This window comes from Enterobacter sp. BIDMC 26, from assembly GCF_000534435.1.
Lineage (GTDB): Bacteria > Pseudomonadota > Gammaproteobacteria > Enterobacterales > Enterobacteriaceae > Enterobacter > Enterobacter ludwigii.
Genome location: NZ_KI973182.1, coordinates 1,601,049 through 1,617,181 on the forward strand (window position 1 = coordinate 1,601,049; position 16,133 = coordinate 1,617,181).

General features: G+C 54.6%; 12 protein-coding genes and 1 pseudogene. 5 read left to right on the top strand and 8 right to left on the bottom strand.

Annotated elements, in window-relative coordinates; genetic code table 11:
- Positions 1 to 8 precede the first annotated feature (8 nt).
- The 4 genes and pseudogenes from L462_RS25480 to L462_RS15690 all read right to left on the bottom strand — a co-directional run bounded on the left by L462_RS25480 (position 9) and on the right by L462_RS15690 (position 5,058).
- Positions 9 to 2,272: pseudogene (locus tag L462_RS25480) on the bottom strand (NtaA/DmoA family FMN-dependent monooxygenase).
- A gap of 16 nt (positions 2,273 to 2,288) precedes the next feature.
- A complete protein-coding gene (locus L462_RS15700) occupies positions 2,289 to 3,410 on the bottom strand; it encodes an amidohydrolase (protein WP_032678237.1) in 1,122 nt (373 codons plus the stop codon).
- A complete protein-coding gene (locus tag L462_RS15695; protein ID WP_032678238.1) occupies positions 3,389 to 4,408 on the bottom strand; it encodes an LLM class flavin-dependent oxidoreductase in 1,020 nt (339 codons plus the stop codon). Before L462_RS15695 ends, L462_RS15700 begins: the two co-directional genes overlap by 22 nt.
- A gap of 110 nt (positions 4,409 to 4,518) precedes the next feature.
- Positions 4,519 to 5,058 (bottom strand): AAA family ATPase, encoded by a 540-nt coding sequence (locus L462_RS15690; protein ID WP_032678239.1) that lies wholly within the window; start codon positions 5,056 to 5,058, stop codon positions 4,519 to 4,521.
- A 341-nt stretch (positions 5,059 to 5,399) separates the two neighbouring features.
- On the opposite strand from L462_RS15690, the gene L462_RS15685 reads away from it, so the two are divergent.
- On the top strand, positions 5,400 to 6,935 hold the full coding sequence (locus tag L462_RS15685; RefSeq protein ID WP_032678240.1) for a methyl-accepting chemotaxis protein: 1,536 nt from the start codon (positions 5,400 to 5,402) through the stop codon (positions 6,933 to 6,935).
- Between the two features lie 347 nt (positions 6,936 to 7,282).
- Entirely contained in the window at positions 7,283 to 8,779 is a 1,497-nt protein-coding gene (ansP, locus tag L462_RS15680; protein WP_032678241.1) for an L-asparagine permease, read from the top strand.
- A 70-nt stretch (positions 8,780 to 8,849) separates the two neighbouring features.
- Here ansP and L462_RS15675 read toward each other — a convergent pair whose 3' ends face one another.
- Positions 8,850 to 9,911 carry a 7-bladed beta-propeller protein YncE gene (locus L462_RS15675; RefSeq protein WP_032678242.1) on the bottom strand — a complete coding sequence of 354 codons (1,062 nt, stop codon included), beginning with the start codon at positions 9,909 to 9,911 and terminating at the stop codon, positions 8,850 to 8,852.
- A 242-nt stretch (positions 9,912 to 10,153) separates the two neighbouring features.
- Between L462_RS15675 and pqqU the strand changes: the two genes are divergently transcribed.
- The gene (gene pqqU / locus L462_RS15670; RefSeq protein WP_032678243.1) at positions 10,154 to 12,268 is read left to right on the top strand and encodes a TonB-dependent receptor PqqU; all 2,115 of its coding nucleotides are present in this window, start codon (positions 10,154 to 10,156) and stop codon (positions 12,266 to 12,268) included.
- A gap of 133 nt (positions 12,269 to 12,401) precedes the next feature.
- Here pqqU and L462_RS15665 read toward each other — a convergent pair whose 3' ends face one another.
- From L462_RS15665 to L462_RS15655, 3 genes are all read right to left on the bottom strand, one after another.
- Positions 12,402 to 13,070 carry a GntR family transcriptional regulator gene (locus tag L462_RS15665; protein ID WP_020884031.1) on the bottom strand — a complete coding sequence of 223 codons (669 nt, stop codon included), beginning with the start codon at positions 13,068 to 13,070 and terminating at the stop codon, positions 12,402 to 12,404.
- A gap of 254 nt (positions 13,071 to 13,324) precedes the next feature.
- Positions 13,325 to 14,365: an NADP-dependent oxidoreductase gene (locus L462_RS15660; protein ID WP_032678244.1), complete on the bottom strand. Its 1,041-nt coding sequence runs from the start codon at positions 14,363 to 14,365 to the stop codon at positions 13,325 to 13,327.
- Positions 14,366 to 14,430: 65 nt separating this feature from the next.
- On the bottom strand, positions 14,431 to 15,006 hold the full coding sequence (locus L462_RS15655) for a helix-turn-helix domain-containing protein (RefSeq protein WP_032670344.1): 576 nt from the start codon (positions 15,004 to 15,006) through the stop codon (positions 14,431 to 14,433).
- Positions 15,007 to 15,156: 150 nt separating this feature from the next.
- On the opposite strand from L462_RS15655, the gene L462_RS15650 reads away from it, so the two are divergent.
- Together L462_RS15650 and L462_RS15645 are read left to right on the top strand one after the other, a co-directional pair.
- Entirely contained in the window at positions 15,157 to 15,675 is a 519-nt protein-coding gene (locus tag L462_RS15650) for a GNAT family N-acetyltransferase (RefSeq protein WP_020884028.1), read from the top strand.
- A complete protein-coding gene (locus L462_RS15645; RefSeq protein ID WP_014170257.1) occupies positions 15,672 to 16,121 on the top strand; it encodes a DMT family transporter in 450 nt (149 codons plus the stop codon). The genes L462_RS15650 and L462_RS15645 overlap by 4 nt, the downstream gene beginning before the upstream one ends.
- Positions 16,122 to 16,133 lie beyond the last annotated feature (12 nt).

Consider the following 16,133-nt stretch of genomic DNA (forward strand, 5'->3'; position numbering starts at 1 on the left):
GCGCCTCCTTAGTCACCCAGTCCTGCCGGGTTCACTTCTGATTGAGGGATACGTTCTACCCCTTCCCCCCAGCGGTTCAGCACTTTGTCGTAATCGCCGTTTTTGATGACCCCGTTAAGTGCAGTCTGTACCGGCTCGACCAGGCCGCTGCCTTTTTTCAGCGTCACCGCAATGTGCGCCGCCTTCGGCCAGCCGCCGTCGACAATCCCAACCCGTTTGGTTTTCCCGGTCAACGCCGCTTTCCATGCGCCAGTCACGTTCGGTCCAAAGAACGCATCTGCGCGGCCTGACTGGAGAGACAGGGTTTGTGATGCATCGTCTTTGGTGTAGATCGGGGTAAACGGCTTCAGGCCTTTCTTCACGTTCTGCGCATTCCACGCCAGCAGGATAGCCTCCTGGTTGGTCCCGGAACCTACGATGATGCGCAGCCCGGCGATGTCCTCCGCCTTCTGCAGCGAGGTAATCGGGCTGGTCGATTTCACATAGAAGCCGAGGGAATCTTTACGGTAAGTGGCAAAATCAAACTTCTCTTTGCGCTCTCTGGTCACGGTGATGTTGCTGATCGCCGCATCGTATTTCCCGGAGGCGACGCCGAGAGGCCAGTCCTCCCAGGAGGTTGGCACCACGTTCAGCTCCAGCCCAAGGCTGTCTGCCACCAGACGGGCAACGTCCACCTCGCTTCCGAGCAACGTTTTATTGTCGTCGGAAAAAACGGTCAGCGGCGGTGAGTTAAGCGCGGCAACCGCCACGGTGAATTTGCCCGGCACGGCGAAGCGATAATCTTTCGGCAGTTGCGCGATGGCGTCGCTGTTTTTGGCGGTGTTGACGGGCGTTTTGTTGGCTTCCAGGCTCACGCCAGTGCCATTAATGTTCACATTCTCTGCCCAGACGGCAGGGGAAAAGGCCAGCGCAAGCGCCAGAATAAGCGATGATTTCTGCATAGCGAGGTTCTCTATTATTGTTGTGTGAACTGGTTTTGCGGTTCGTCTAAACCCAGACTGTCGCGCAGCGTAGTGCCGGGATAGTCGGTGCGGAATAACCCGCGGGCCTGTAACACCGGGACAACCTGGTCAACAAAACGCGGGAACGTGTCTGGCGTTCCACCCTGAATAATGAAGCCGTCCGCGGCGAATGCCTCAAACCAGCCCTGCAGACCGTCTGCCACCTCCTCCGGCGTACCGGAAAAGCGCGGGCGCGGGGATGCCGCTTCGAGTGCAACCTGACGCAGGGTTAAGTTGCGTTCGCGAGCATTACGCTTAATTTCATCGGTCGTGCTGCGAAAACTGTTTTTACCCAGTTCACCGATGTCCGGGAACGGCTCGTCGAGCGGGTACTGGCTGAAATCGTGATGTTCGAAATAACGGCCGAGGTAATTCAGGGCATCGTTAATCGACACCAGAGCCGCGGTTGTCTGATACTGGTTCTCCACGTCCTCCGCGTCTTTGCCAACAATCACGCTGACGCCCTGAAAAATATGTAAGTCCGATGCCCTGCGGCCATTCGATTCAAGCTGGTGTTTCACGTCGCGATAAAACGCTTTGGCTTCCTCTAACGTTTCATGATGGGTAAAAATGGCGTCAGCATGTTTCGCGGCCAGTTTTTTTCCGTCATCCGATGCACCTGCCTGAAAAACAATCGGGCGTCCCTGCGGCGTGCGGCCAATATTGAGCGGACCGGCCACCTGGAAGAAATCGCCGTGGTGATCAAGCGTATGCAGTTTTGCCGGGTCAAAGAACTGCCCGCTCTCTTTGTCGCGCACAAAGGCATCTCCCTCCCAGGAATCCCAGAGTCCTTTCACCACGTCGAGGTATTCATCCGCTATCCGGTAGCGCAGCGCATGTTCAGGGTGTTTCTCGCGCGAGAAGTTTTTCGCCGACCCCTCCAGCGGTGAGGTCACCACATTCCAGCCTGCGCGTCCGTTGCTCAAATGATCCAGGCTGGCAAACTGGCGCGCCACGGTAAACGGTTCGCTGTAGGAGGTCGATAAGGTACCGACCAGACCGAGGCGCGACGTCAGACTTGCCAGTGCGGACAAGACCGTTAACGGCTCAAACCGGTTTAAGAAATGCGGAATGGATTTCTCGTTAATATAGAGGCCGTCGGCGACGAATAAAAAATCAAGCTTCCCCTCTTCGGCTTTTAACGCCGTGGCTTTTACAAAATCAAAATTAATGCTGGCATCGGCGACCGCCGCCGGATGGCGCCAGGCAGACATATTTCCGGAAGCACCATGCAAAATGGTTCCCAGCCGCAGTTGTCGGGTTGCAGACATATTCACCTCTTCAGAATTAAACGTGTTGCAGGGCTTTTTCCGCAAGCTGTGCAAAATAGCGGGCAGCGGGCTCAATTAATGCTTCATCCGGGTTGAAGGCCGGGTGATGTAAACCGAACGGACTGGCGCTGCCAATGCTGACAAACGCCCCGGGGATCTGCTGCAGATACACCGCGAAATCTTCCCCGCCCATATGCAGCTCGGCGTGCTGCGTTTCATACCCAGATTCTCTGGCGACGGCGGTGGCAAATTCGGCCCAGTGCGCGTCATTGACCAGCGCGGTAGGCCCGGCGTACCAGGTGATGTCGATCTGCGCGCTAAACGCGCTGGCAAACCCGGCGGCAATTTCGCCGACGCGTGCTTTCACATTCTGCTGCACTTCCACGCGGTGGGTGCGAAGCGTGCCTTCCAGCTCAACGCTTTCCGGCAGGACGTTCCAGGTATTGCCCCCGGTAATGCGCGTGACGCTCAGCACCACGGAATCAAGCGTGTTGACGTTGCGGCTGGCAACGCTCTGCAACGCCGTTACCAGCTGGCTCGCCAGCACGATGGCATCGTTACCTTCATGCGGACGTGCAGCATGCGCGCCTTTACCGGTAATTCGGATAACAAACCGGTCGACGTTGGCGTAGAACGGTCCACCGCGGGTGGCAAATTCCCCGACCGGCAGCCCCGGCTCGTTATGCATCCCGAAAATGGCACTGACATCACGTAAGGCACCGGCCCGCACCATACTTTTCGCGCCGCCAAAGTTCTCTTCAGCCGGCTGAAAAAGGATCCGCACGCGCCCGTTTAAAGACGCTTCACGCTCTTTAAGCTTTAACGCCGCCCCGAGGATCACACTGGTATGAATATCGTGTCCGCAGGCATGCATCACCCCCGCACGCTGTGAGCTAAACGGCACGCCGCTGCGCTCTTCAATGGGCAAGGCGTCAATATCGGCCCGCAGCGCAATCAGCTTTTTCCCCGTGCCGATTTCGGCCACCACGCCGGTCTGAAGCGCATAAGGCAGCGGCATAATGCCAGCCTTCGTCAGCCACTGACGCAGGCGAGCGGTCGTTTCGACCTCCTGGCCGGACAGCTCCGGGTTCTGGTGCAGCTCCCGGCGCCAGGCAATCAGTTGTTCGTCAAAACGCATACGGCGACCTCCTTGTTAAGCTTCGCCTGCGCCAGCAGACGCAGGGACTGTAGTCGCGTTACGCCATCCGCAACGGGGGTATCAATAATGAATTCATCAATGCCCCATTTTTCGTGCAGGGCGTTCAACTGTTCCAGCACCGATTCAGCTGTTCCCGCCAGCAGCGACTGTGCCCGACGGGCAATGCGCACCGGCTCGCTGCCCGCCTGTCGGGCAAAGGCATAGGCCTGCTCTTCGCTGGCCACGGTGACGCGCTGCCCATTTGCCAGTTCGACGCCCCAGACTTCAACCTGTTGTGCCAGTGCCTCCGCCTCAGCCTGCGACTGGGCGACGATGACCTGCACCGCCACAATCGCATCCCGGGCGCTGTGGTTACGCCAGGTGGTGATGACTTCACGCAGCAGCGCCGGATCCCCGTTCAGGTGAGCAGCAAAGACAAAATGCCAGTCAAGTTTCGCGGCCAGCAGCGCGCTTTCGGTACTGGCCCCCAGCAGGAACCCCTGCGCCGGAACCGGCGGCAGCGGCGTCGCGCGAACGGCCTCGTCCACCGACTGATTTTCCGGCTGGATCCAGTGATGAAGCTGTGTCAGCTGTTCGGCAAAACTGCCTTTTTGCTGTTGATCGAGGCCCTGCTGCAGCGCCCGGGTGGAGAGCGGCAGGCCGCCTGGGGCTTTCCCGACGCCCAGATCCACGCGCCCGGGAGCAAGCGCGGCCAGGAGGTTGAAATTTTCTGCGACTTTGTAAGGGCTGTAGTGCTGGAGCATGACGCCACCAGAGCCCACGCGGATACGCCGGGTTTGCCCGAGGATCCAGGCAATTAACAGTTCGGGTGAAGGGCTGGCCAGCTGGGGCGTGTTGTGGTGTTCGGCAATCCAGAAACGGTGATAGCCCAGATTTTCTGCCTGCTGTGCCAGCGCCAGGGTTCGCGCCAGTGCATCGGCAGCCGTTTCGTTTTCAGCGATGGGGCTTTTATCCAGAATACTGATTCGCCAGGACATGTTGCGTTCTCGTTTGACTTAACATGTCGTCATTATTAAAGGCGTATTTCACCTCTGAGAAACAATTAATTTACATTTGGTTTGCCGGAAATCAGATATATAAATCCATGCTACGCGTGTGACTTAAGCGATGAAATGAGGTTTTCCACCTCACTGCGGCGGGTAATGCGGACAAAATGAATATGGGCGTATTGCGGGTCTACCATATCGCGTGCATAACGTGCGCGGTTGCTGCGCCAGGTTTTGATTGTCCAGATAATAATGGACTCACGGCTCAAGAATGCGCGACGAAAACTCTCACAGTTTCCCGTACCGGGCCACAGTTCCTGTTTGTGCCAGGCGCGCGTGAACGCTCGGGTGACAGCCTGATACAGGGTTCGGGCGAACCCATAATCCACCCACACCACCCGATCCACGTCTCGCCATTTCACAGGACGCGTACGGTTATAGTTGCCATCAAGCACCCACTCCGCTGACGCCTTTAGCGTCGTCTCCAGTTTTTCCAGCAAGATAGCGTCCGGTGTGCCCTGCCAGTCCGGACACCAGTAAAGTCGGTCCATTTCAATGTAAGGAATATCCAGTTCTGCGGCGATACGCTTCGCCAGAGTGCTTTTTCCACTCCCGCTGGTGCCAATCACATTTACTTTCACCCTGTTGCCCCCTGTTGAAGAAAAACCCTTAAAGCATAGCGTTTTCATCTTGTTAACGAAACGCTATTTCGGCGGGTCAGTTTACGTCGAAGAGTGATCTCCCGCTTTTAATTTGCCTTATGGCGTTTATTTGCAGGGCGCCACAAAAACGCAACGATAAATATTTTCATTTTTATTACATCGGACGCATTTTAAAAATAAAAAATACTAAATGCAGGGTATTCCTGAACGCATAACTTTCGTAGAGAATATGCCGACAGTAAAAATAAAAACAAACCTTTCAATCTTGCCTGAATGTTTAACGGGCTCTTTTTTATTGATATATGACCATGGGGTTACTGATGCGGAATAACACTCCCGTTACACAAAACGAGTATTTACTTAACGAAGGTTCGACGCTTATGTCGACCACCAATACGCACAGCCATATTACCTATGCGAACTCTGCCTTTATTGACGCCAGCGGCTATAAAGAAGAGAGTCTTCTCGGTGAGCCGCATAATCTTATTCGCCACCCCGACATGCCTGCTGAGGCGTTTGGCGACATGTGGTTTACCCTGCAACAGGGTGAGACCTGGACGGGGCTGGTCAAGAACCGCCGCCAGAACGGCGATCACTACTGGGTGCGCGCCAACGTCACCCCGGTTTATCAGAATGAAACGTTAACCGGCTATATTTCTGTGCGGAATATTCCTTCGCGTGAAGAGATTACTGTCAGTGAAAAACGGTATGAGAAAGTGCGCAATAATGAATTAAAACATCATCGCTTTTATAAAGGCCTGCTTGTTCGCCACGGTCTGTTCTCTTTTACGTCGCTGTTTAAACGCCTTAGCACCAGTAAAAGGATCCATCTTGGTATTGCGATAACCGCCCTGCTCGCTTGTCTGCAGTTGTTTATATTTGCCGATCGTATTGTTGAGACTGTAGGTCTGGCTCTGCTATTTATTGCCCTGGCCGTTTATCTTCATGCGCAAATTGCAAAGCCGGTAAAATCCATTGTCCAGCAAATGCAGCGGGTGGTTTCAGGACGTAAAGCGGACTATTACCATTTTGACCGCGTCGATGAAATCGGCCTGATGATGCGCATGGTGAATCAGTCGGGTCTGAACCTCCATTCGCTGGTGGACGATGTCGGTGCACAAATCAGCGGTATAAGTACAATCAGCCAGCAGGTGGCGAAAGAAGGTATGGCGTTACAGACGCGTACCGAAGAAACCGCAGACTTTCTGCAGCAAACGGCCTCAGCCGTGGAAGAAATTGCCAGCGCGGTTCAGCAGACGGCTGAAACGGCGAAAGACGCGATCCTGATGGCAGATCGCACCCGCACCAGCGCTCACCGCGGTGAAGCAATGATGAACGAGACTATCGGCATGATGCAGTCCGTGTCGCAGGATAACAGCCAGATCGTCGACATCATCAGCGTCATCGATCGTATCGCCTTCCAGACCAATATTCTGGCACTGAACGCGGCCGTTGAAGCGGCGCGTGCGGGTGATGCCGGGCGCGGTTTTGCAGTCGTGGCGGCCGAAGTGCGCAACCTTGCCCAGCACTCTGCCACGGCGGCCAAAGAGATCAAAACGCTTATAGAGAAAAACGTTTCCAGCGTGAACGCCGGCGTGGAGAAGGTCGAGCAAACTGAATCGCAGCTCACGGTGATGATTGGCAATGTCATGGAGATGTCTTCTCTGATTAAGGAGATAGGCCACGCCACGCAGGAGCAAACGCAGGCGCTGACCCTGATTAACGCGTCCATCTCCCGCATCGGTACAATGACCCAAAACAATACCGGCATGGTGGATAACGTGACGGACGCCGCACACCATCTGACGCAGCGCACGACCCGCCTGCAACAGGCGATTGCCGTTTTTGGCGGTTGAGCAAAGGCGCTGTTATGCGCTGGTTGCTTTGCGCAATCATTAAGCGAAACTGATGATTAAAGCACCACTTCATTAATGGATTTGTCTAAAAACTCACCGCTATTCAGCGTGTTGTGATCCCCGTCTGCTCTGACCACACGATTTCCTTCGACGTGCATCACTTTCGGCACGGTTATATTTTGCGTCGCTTATGAATTGCAGGTAGGATGCCTCGCCATGTTTCGCCTTATCCATACGCAGAATGACTGGGAAGGCAACATGTGTTTGCGCAGAAGCAATCGTTTGTATTGCACTCTGCCAGGCAGGACTATCACGATAATGGTTCAGACAGGCAAACAGGTAACTCAATGAAAACAAGCAATAAAAGCGCAGCCGATCATCACGCTGCTAAACGTCGCTGGTTAAACTCCCATGAAGAGGGCTACCACAAAGCGATGGGCAACCGTCAGGTTCAAATGATCGCCATCGGCGGCGCTATCGGAACGGGTCTGTTTTTAGGTGCTGGCGCTCGTCTGCAGATGGCTGGCCCGGCTCTCGCCCTGGTCTATCTGGTGTGCGGGATCTTCTCTTTCTTCATTCTTCGTGCATTGGGCGAACTGGTACTGCATCGCCCTTCCAGCGGCAGTTTTGTCTCTTACGCCCGTGAATTCCTCGGTGAAAAAGCGGCCTACGTTGCTGGATGGATGTACTTCGTCAACTGGGCAATGACCGGTATTGTCGATATCACCGCCGTCGCGCTTTACATGCACTACTGGGGCGCGTTTGGTGATGTGCCACAATGGGTGTTTGCGCTGGGCGCACTGGCCATTGTCGGCACCATGAACATGATCGGCGTGAAGTGGTTCGCGGAGATGGAGTTCTGGTTCGCGCTGGTAAAAGTGCTGGCCATCGTGGTGTTCCTGGTCGTGGGTACGGTGTTCCTCGGTAGCGGTAAACCGCTCGATGGCAATGCCACCGGTTTCCACCTGATCACCGATAACGGCGGTTTCTTCCCGCATGGCCTGCTGCCTGCGCTGGTGCTGGTTCAGGGTGTGGTGTTCGCCTTCGCGTCCATTGAGCTGGTCGGCACCGCGGCGGGTGAATGTAAAGACCCACAGACCATGGTACCTAAAGCCATTAACAGCGTTATCTGGCGTATCGGTCTCTTTTATGTTGGTTCCGTGGTGCTGCTGGTTCTGCTGCTGCCGTGGAACGCCTATCAGGCGGGTCAAAGCCCGTTTGTGACCTTCTTCTCTAAACTGGGCGTGCCTTATGTTGGCAGCATCATGAATATCGTGGTGCTGACGGCTGCACTCTCCAGTCTGAACTCGGGTCTTTACTCCACCGGTCGTATCCTGCGCTCCATGTCGATGGGCGGCTCGGCGCCGAAATTCATGTCGAAGATGAGCCGTCAGCATGTGCCTTACGCGGGCATTCTGGCGACGCTAGTGGTGTATGTCTTCGGCGTGTTCCTGAACTACCTGGTACCGTCTCAGGTATTCGAAATCGTGCTGAACGTTGCCGCGCTCGGCATCATCGCCTCCTGGGCCTTTATCGTGGTCTGCCAGATGCGTCTGCGCAAAGCGATCAAAGAAGGCAAAGCCGCTGAAGTCAGCTTTAAGCTGCCGGGCGCACCGGTGACCTCCTGGCTCACCCTGCTGTTCCTGTTCAGCGTGCTGGTGCTGATGGCGTTTGATTACCCGAACGGTACCTACACGATCGCCACCATTCCTCTGCTGGCCGTATTGCTGATTGCTGGCTGGTTTGGCGTGCGTAAACGCGTACAAGAAATTCACAGCACGGCGCCGGTTCATCCTGATGATGCCCAACACGACGCCCCGCTGGTTGAAGAGACGTCGCGTTAATATCGACCTGCTGGTTATACAAAGGGAAGGCATTGCGCCTTCCCTTTTTCTTTATGTTGAGGAGCGAAACTTAGAGCGTGATACGAATCACGTCATCAGGCTGGGTGGCTTCCTGCTGACGGGTCGATTTTTGTTTTACCGTCACATACAGGGTTTTGCCATCCGCAGAGAGCGCCAGACTGTTCGGGTAGACCGGGGTGTCGAAGGTTTTGGTAACGTTGTAGGTTTTCGCGTCGATTACGCTCACCTTACCCGCTTCACGGTGTGTCACATACGCTTCGTTGCGCGCCGGGTTAAACAGAACGGCCAGCGATTCAGGCACGGCAATTTTCTTGATGACGCTGCCGTCCTTCAGATTCACCACCAGCACTTCCGGCTGCTTTGAGTCGGTTAAGAACGCACGCTGTCCGGCGGTATCCAGGCTCAGATTCAGGTAGAAGTGCTCCTTACCGTCGTCCTGCACTTTTTTACGGCTGAGGATTTTGTGGGTTGCCGTATCAATCGTCACCAGTTCGCCATCAGCATTGGTGGTGTAAAGACGTTTTGCCTTCGCATCCAGCGCCAGGCCGGTACTGAATTTACCGGTACTGCTGATGGTCTCTTTCAGCTTCAGCGTTGCACCATCCACCACCCAAATCGCGCTCTCCTGGCCTACGCCGGTGATGTAAACGGTGTTTGTGCTGTCATCGGCCACCAGCTGGCGCGGCTGCAGCGGTTTGACGGTTTCACTGCGCTGACGGTTATCCAGCACCAGTCGCCCTTTCACCTCACCCGTTTTGGCATCAATCGCGGTTACCGCGCCGTTGATGGTGTTACCAAACCACAGCGTCTGGGTGGCATTATCAAGGGTGGCACCGAACGGTTTGAGATCGTTATGAATGACCTGCGTCACATCCAGCGTGACCGGGTCAAGGCGATAGACAATCCCGCCTTTGTCCGTTTTGCGGCTCTGCGATGTCGCGACCCACAGCGCATTCTCCTGCTGGCTCACGGCCATTTCATATGCGCCTTTCCCGACCGCTTTGCGCAACATCTCTTCGGCAGCATGAACCTGGAAGGTTCCGGCAAACAGTAACGCCCCTGACAGCAGAGACATACTCAGGCGCGGCGAGCACAGATGACGTAAAGACATAACAATTCCTTTTTTGAACACAGGGTTTACTGCTGACATCACTTCCGGCAGGCAACGTCATGGCATTGCCGTTTTGATAATGAGAATAGTAATCATTTATGAGTTAGATGTGGAGTTTTTCTTTCCTTCCCGGCCTTTCATTAACGCAATGTGCGGTTATAGTTTTCAAAAGATTTACAAAAGATTTAACATATATGGACATGTTCCATTTGGTACGTTTTTTTCCATAACCGGTCTATTTCATGAAAATCATTTCTGCCCGTAAGGCAACGCTTCCACTGCTGCTGGTTCCTGTTATCTCTGCGCCTCTCACTGCGATGAGTGCCGATGAACAGACCATGATCGTCAGCGCCACGTCGCAAACCGTCTCGGAGCTCGATACCCCGGCGGCGGTCAGCGTCGTGAATGGCGATGATATGCGTCATGCTGCGCCACGCATTAACCTGTCTGAATCTCTTGGCAGCGTGCCGGGGCTGCAGATCCAGAACCGCCAGAATTACGCTCAGGATCTCCAGCTTTCGATGCGTGGGTTTGGTGCCCGCTCAACCTTCGGCGTGCGCGGTATCCGTATGTATGTCGACGGTATTCCGGCAACCATGCCGGATGGACAGGGACAAACCTCCAATATCGACCTCTCCAGCGTGGACAGCGTAGAAGTGCTTCGCGGCCCCTTCTCTGCCCTTTATGGCAACGCCTCTGGCGGCGTGATCAACATGACGACCCAGACCGGGCAGCAGCCGCCGACCATCGAGGCCAGCAGCTATTACGGCAGTTACGGTACCTGGCGCTATGGAATGAAAGCCACCGGCGCGATGGGTGACGGGACGCATGCCGGGGATGTGGATTACACCGTGTCCACTACCCGTTTCACGACCAAAGGTTATCGCGACCACAGCGGCGCGCGGAAGAATCTCGCCAACGCTAAACTGGGTGTTCGTATTGATGACGTGAGCAAGCTGACGCTGATTTTCAACAGCGTGGACATGAAAGCCAACGATCCGGGTGGACTGAGTGCCCAGGAGTGGCATGACAACCCTCGCCAGTCTCCGCGTGGCGATCAATACAATACGCGCAAGACCATCAAGCAGACCCAGGCTGGCCTGCGCTACGATCGTCAGCTCAGCACCCAGGACGATCTCAGCGTCATGATGTACGCCGGCGAACGTGAAATGACGCAGTACCAGTCAATTCCTTATCAGCCTCAGCTGAGACCTTCCCACTCCGGCGGCGTGATTGATATGCAGCGCCATTACCAGGGGATTGATACCCGCTGGACGCACCGTGGCGAACTGCTGGTTCCGGTCACCTTTACCACCGGTCTGAACTACGAAAACATGAGCGAAGATCGTCGCGGATACGAGAACTTCGTGATGAACAACGGCGTGCCGGAGTACGGCGTCAAGGGTGACAAACGTCGTAACGAACGTAACCTGATGTGGAACGTCGACCCGTACCTGCAAACCAGCTGGCAGTTAACGCAGAAACTCTCCGTGGATGCCGGCGTCCGTTACAGCTCGGTCTGGTTTGACTCCAACGACCATTACGTGACCCCGGGCAACGGAGACGACAGCGGTGACGCAAGCTATCACAAGTGGCTTCCGGCCGGTTCGGTGAAATATGCCGTGACCGATGCGTGGAATCTCTATGCTGCGGCAGGTCGCGGGTTTGAAACGCCAACCATCAATGAGCTCTCTTATCGTGCGGATAACCAGGGCGGCCTCAACATTGGCCTGAAACCTTCCACGAACAATACCTATGAAGTGGGCAGTAAAACCCGTATCGGTAATGGTCTGCTGACGGCAGCGCTGTTCCGCACCGATACGGATGATGAGATTGTCGTCGATGCCAGCGCTGGCGGTCGTACCAGCTATAAAAACGCCGGTAAAACCCGTCGTCAGGGGGTTGAAGTTTCCCTGGATCAGCAGTTTGCTGAGAACTGGAAGCTGAAAATGGCGTGGACCTATCTGGACGCCACCTATCGAACCAACGTGTGCAGCACCGGCGACTGTAACGGCAACCGTATGCCGGGCATTGCCCGCAACATGGGTTATGCCTCATTTGGCTGGCAGCCGGAAGAAGGCTGGTATGCGGGATCGGATGTGCGCTACATGAGCGATATCATGGCGGATGACGAGAACACGGCGAAAGCCCCGTCCTACACGGTGGTTGGGCTGAATACCGGGTATAAATTCAACTACGGTAACTGGGGAATGGACGTCTTTGGTCGCGTCGATAACCTGTTCGATAAAGAGTATGTCGGTTCGGTTATCGTGAATGAATCCAACGGGCGTTATTACGAACCTGCACCGGGCCGTAACTACGGCGTGGGTCTGTCAGTCTCTTATCGCTTCGAGTAAGCAAAAAGCATTCTTTTTTGCTGAATATTATTTTTATAAATGGAATAACGCTCCTGATGGCAATAAGCCATCAGGAGTATTTAACCAGGAATATAATTCGCGGCAGGATATAGTCGCTCTGCTAAATAATCTCTCAGTTAAAATATTGTCGCTGTAAAAGCGTGTTCGCTTCGTCAATCAACGTCTCGATCGCCTTCTGACTGCCATCAACATCTCTTCGCTCAAGCGCGGACAGGAGCTCGGCGTAGTGATAAGTCGACACCTTGATGTCGTTAAGCTCCTGATGCAGATAGTTCATGCAAGGTCCAATACGCACCCATAGCTGCTCAATTAAGGCGCTGAGTGTCGGCATTTCCGCGTACTGATAAAGCGTAAACCGAAAGATGCGGTTAGCATGCAGCGCCTGCTGAACGTGCCCGTTGCGCATGGCTTCATGGAATGTCTCTGATAGCTTGCGCAACACCTCCAGCTTATTTTCCGTCATATGCTGACAGGCGGCAGCTACCGCCATAGGCTCAAGCTGTTTTCTGATGGCGTTAATCTCGTTATAACGCTCAAGCGTGACCTCAGGAACCAGAAACGCCTGGGCTGGCGTGGCGTGTAATGCCCCAGACGACACCAGACGCAAAAGCGCCTCGCGGACCGGGGTAATACTGGTTCCTAATTTATCAGCAATTTCTTTGGTAATCAGTCGAGCGCCAGGTTTCAGTGAGCCTGTAATTAACGCGCCTTTCAAACTGAGTTCGACTTGCATGGTAAGACTGATCCTTTGCGCTTTTTCTAAATGGTCCAAATCAAGCATGTTCAATTCCTGTAGCTAATACTTAATGCTATTTTTAAACGCCGTTTTTTATAAACGACGCTGTTCCGATATATCCTGTATCGTCATGCCTGGTGATGGGAAGTCTGTAAAAATGTCAAGAAATGCAAAATTTATTTTTTTTCGTTTTCGTGCTCATCTGAACGGAAGGCGCGAAAAGCCATGTCCAGTTAATTAAAGACAATATATCGTATCTTCACAAATAAATATGGCGGGAAACCCCGCCATATTTTAGATTATTTATTGTCACCCGCGACGCGAATCACGACTTTGCCGAAGTTTTTTCCTTCAAGAAGGCCAATCAGCGCCTCAGGCGCATTCTCCAGGCCGTCTGTAACCTGCTCACGGTAGTGAATTTTGCCTTCCTGCACCCAGCGCCCCATCTCATCCTGGAACTCCTTGATGCGATGGCCGTAGTCCTGAGCGATGATAAACCCCTGCATACGAATACGTTTCTTCAGAATCGTCGCCATCAATAACGGCAAACGATCAGGCCCTTCCGGCAGACCCGTCGCATTGTAACCGCTCACCAGACCACATACCGGTACGCGCGCCGAGGTGTTCAGTAAGGGCAACACGGCGTCAAAGACTTTCCCGCCGACGTTTTCATAATAGACATCAATCCCTTTCGGGCAGGCCTTTTCCAGCTGGGCCGCGAAGTCATCGGCATGGTGATCCAGGCACTGGTCAAACCCGAGCACCTCGACGGCATGGCGGCATTTTTCTGCACCACCGGCAACGCCGATCACCCGGCAACCTTTGATTTTACCGATCTGCCCGACCGTCGCACCAACCGGCCCCGTCGCCGCCGCAACCACCAGCGTTTCACCGACTTTAGGCTGGCCGATGTCCAGTAGCCCCATATAGGCGGTAAACCCTGGCATACCCAGAATGCCCAGCGCCCACGAAGGGTGAGATATATTATCGCCCAGTTTCACCAGCCCGCTGCCGTCTGAAATTGCATACTCCTGCCAGCCGCTGTAGCCCAGCACCCACTCACCCGGCGTATAGTCCGGATGATTTGACTGCTCCACGCGGCTGACCGTTCCCCCCACCATGACCGCCCCAATTTCCACTGGCGGTGAATAGGAAGGTGCATCACTCATGCGGCCACGCATGTAAGGATCAAGCGACAGCCAGACCGTGCGCAGCAAAAGCTGTCCTGCCTGAGGTTCAGGAACAGGCTGCTCTTCCAGACGAAAATTCTCCGCGACCGGCGCACCGTGCGGACGAGAAGCCAGAACCCAGCGGCGATTTTGCGAAACAGATTGATTCATCAGGAACTCCTTCTGGTACAAATGTCATTAGAGCCTGGCTCATGATCGGCGTAAACGCTTTAACTTTACGAGCCAGACTGGTTAAGCCGCACAACCAGATAGATACAGGTTTCATTCGTCTCATTAATGAACCGGCAGTCGTTGGGCGGCCCCAGTTCCAGGCAATCACCGGCGTGCATTTCATGACGGGTATCGCCCTCCTGGAAAACCAGTTCGCCAGACTGCAGCCAGATAAGCTGGCGCGCCAGCGCATACGACGAGGCGGGCATAGGGACATCGCTTCCCGCCGGCAGCTCAACCTGAACAAGATCGATGGGCAGATCGGTGCGGGGTGAAACGTGGCGGCGGAGGTAGTGTGTCTGAGGGTCACGCCAGACGGGCTGGTTTTCCAGACGCAGCAGCTTTCCTTCCTGCATTTCTGCTCTGGCGATCAGCGTTGACATGCTGATGCCAAACGCGCCGGATAACCGCGCGAGCAAGGTCGCCGTCGGGCTGCTGTCCCCGCGCTCTATCTTGTGGATCATGGCGCGCGAGACGCCGGCCCGGTCAGCAAGCTCGCTTAATGACCATCCTCGCGACTCGCGTTCAAGGCGAATTCGCGCGCTAATCCTTTGATTCATTGTGTCTGTCATAGTATTCATGACGTCATACTATAGTGTATGAACAGCATTTCAACGCGGTTTTGATAACAAAAAAATCTGGCTTATGTCATAGCCATCCGTCTGTACAGTTGTGTAATATCGTACTCATAACGTAATACTATAGTGAACAACACACTCAGAGGTTCAAACATGATCGTTCGTCATGCCTGCAAAGAAGACTGCGCCGCTATTGGGGAGATTTACAACCACGCGGTGCTGCATACTGCCGCGATCTGGAATGATAAAACCGTCGATACGGATAACCGCATTGCCTGGTTTGAGGCGCGTGCCCTCGCAGGCTACCCGGTGCTGGTGAGTGAAGAGAATGGCGTTATCACCGGCTACGCCTCGTTTGGCGACTGGCGCGCCTTTGACGGTTTCCGGCATACGGTAGAGCATTCTGTCTACGTTCATCCGGACCATCAGGGGAAAGGTATTGGCCGCACGCTGATGAACGCGCTGATTATTGAAGCGCGGACCCTCGGCAAACACGTCATGGTGGCGGGCATTGAGGCGCAAAACCAGGCCTCTATTCATCTTCATGAGACGCTCGGTTTTGTGACCACCGGCCAGATGCCGCAGGTGGGCACCAAGTTTGGCCGCTGGCTGGATCTGACCTTTATGCAGTTGCAGCTTGATGAGCGCAGCGATCCGGACGCTATCTCATGAATCAGTCTCTGACGCTGGCTTTTCTGGTGGCGGCGGGAATTGGCCTGGTGGTGCAAAACACCTTAATGGTGCGCATCACTCAGTCCTCCTCGACCATTCTTATCGCGATGCTGCTGAATTCGCTGGTTGGCATTGTGCTGTTTGTCAGCATTCTGCTGCTAAAACAGGGCTTCGCCGGATTTAGCGAGTTGGCTTCAACGATCCGCTGGTGGACGTTGATCCCGGGGCTGTTAGGGTCGTTTTTTGTTTTTGCCAGTATCAGCGGCTATCAAAATGTTGGCGCAGCGACAACCATCGCCGTGCTGGTGGCAAGCCAGTTGATTGGCGGGCTGGTAATGGATGTACTCAGAAGCAATGGCATCCCCTTGCGCGCGCTGATTGGCCCGGTGTGCGGTGCCGTAATGCTGGTGGTCGGGGCGTGGCTGGTTGCGAGACGCCAGTTCTGACCCCCGGCTCAC

Excerpts from the sequence above, each read along its gene's own strand:
- L462_RS15650 (WP_020884028.1), top strand. The coding sequence starts at position 15,157 with ATGATCGTTCGTCATGCCTGCAAAGAAGACTGCGCCGCTATTGGGGAG.
- L462_RS15655 (WP_032670344.1), bottom strand. The coding sequence starts at position 15,006 with ATGAATACTATGACAGACACAATGAATCAAAGGATTAGCGCGCGAATT.
- ansP (WP_032678241.1), top strand. The coding sequence starts at position 7,283 with ATGAAAACAAGCAATAAAAGCGCAGCCGATCATCACGCTGCTAAACGT.
- L462_RS15695 (WP_032678238.1), bottom strand. The coding sequence starts at position 4,408 with ATGTCCTGGCGAATCAGTATTCTGGATAAAAGCCCCATCGCTGAAAAC.
- L462_RS15675 (WP_032678242.1), bottom strand. The coding sequence starts at position 9,911 with ATGTCTTTACGTCATCTGTGCTCGCCGCGCCTGAGTATGTCTCTGCTG.
- L462_RS15645 (WP_014170257.1), top strand. The coding sequence starts at position 15,672 with ATGAATCAGTCTCTGACGCTGGCTTTTCTGGTGGCGGCGGGAATTGGC.
- pqqU (WP_032678243.1), top strand. The coding sequence starts at position 10,154 with ATGAAAATCATTTCTGCCCGTAAGGCAACGCTTCCACTGCTGCTGGTT.
- L462_RS15660 (WP_032678244.1), bottom strand. The coding sequence starts at position 14,365 with ATGAATCAATCTGTTTCGCAAAATCGCCGCTGGGTTCTGGCTTCTCGT.
- L462_RS15700 (WP_032678237.1), bottom strand. The coding sequence starts at position 3,410 with ATGCGTTTTGACGAACAACTGATTGCCTGGCGCCGGGAGCTGCACCAG.
- L462_RS15665 (WP_020884031.1), bottom strand. The coding sequence starts at position 13,070 with ATGCTTGATTTGGACCATTTAGAAAAAGCGCAAAGGATCAGTCTTACC.
- L462_RS15685 (WP_032678240.1), top strand. The coding sequence starts at position 5,400 with ATGCGGAATAACACTCCCGTTACACAAAACGAGTATTTACTTAACGAA.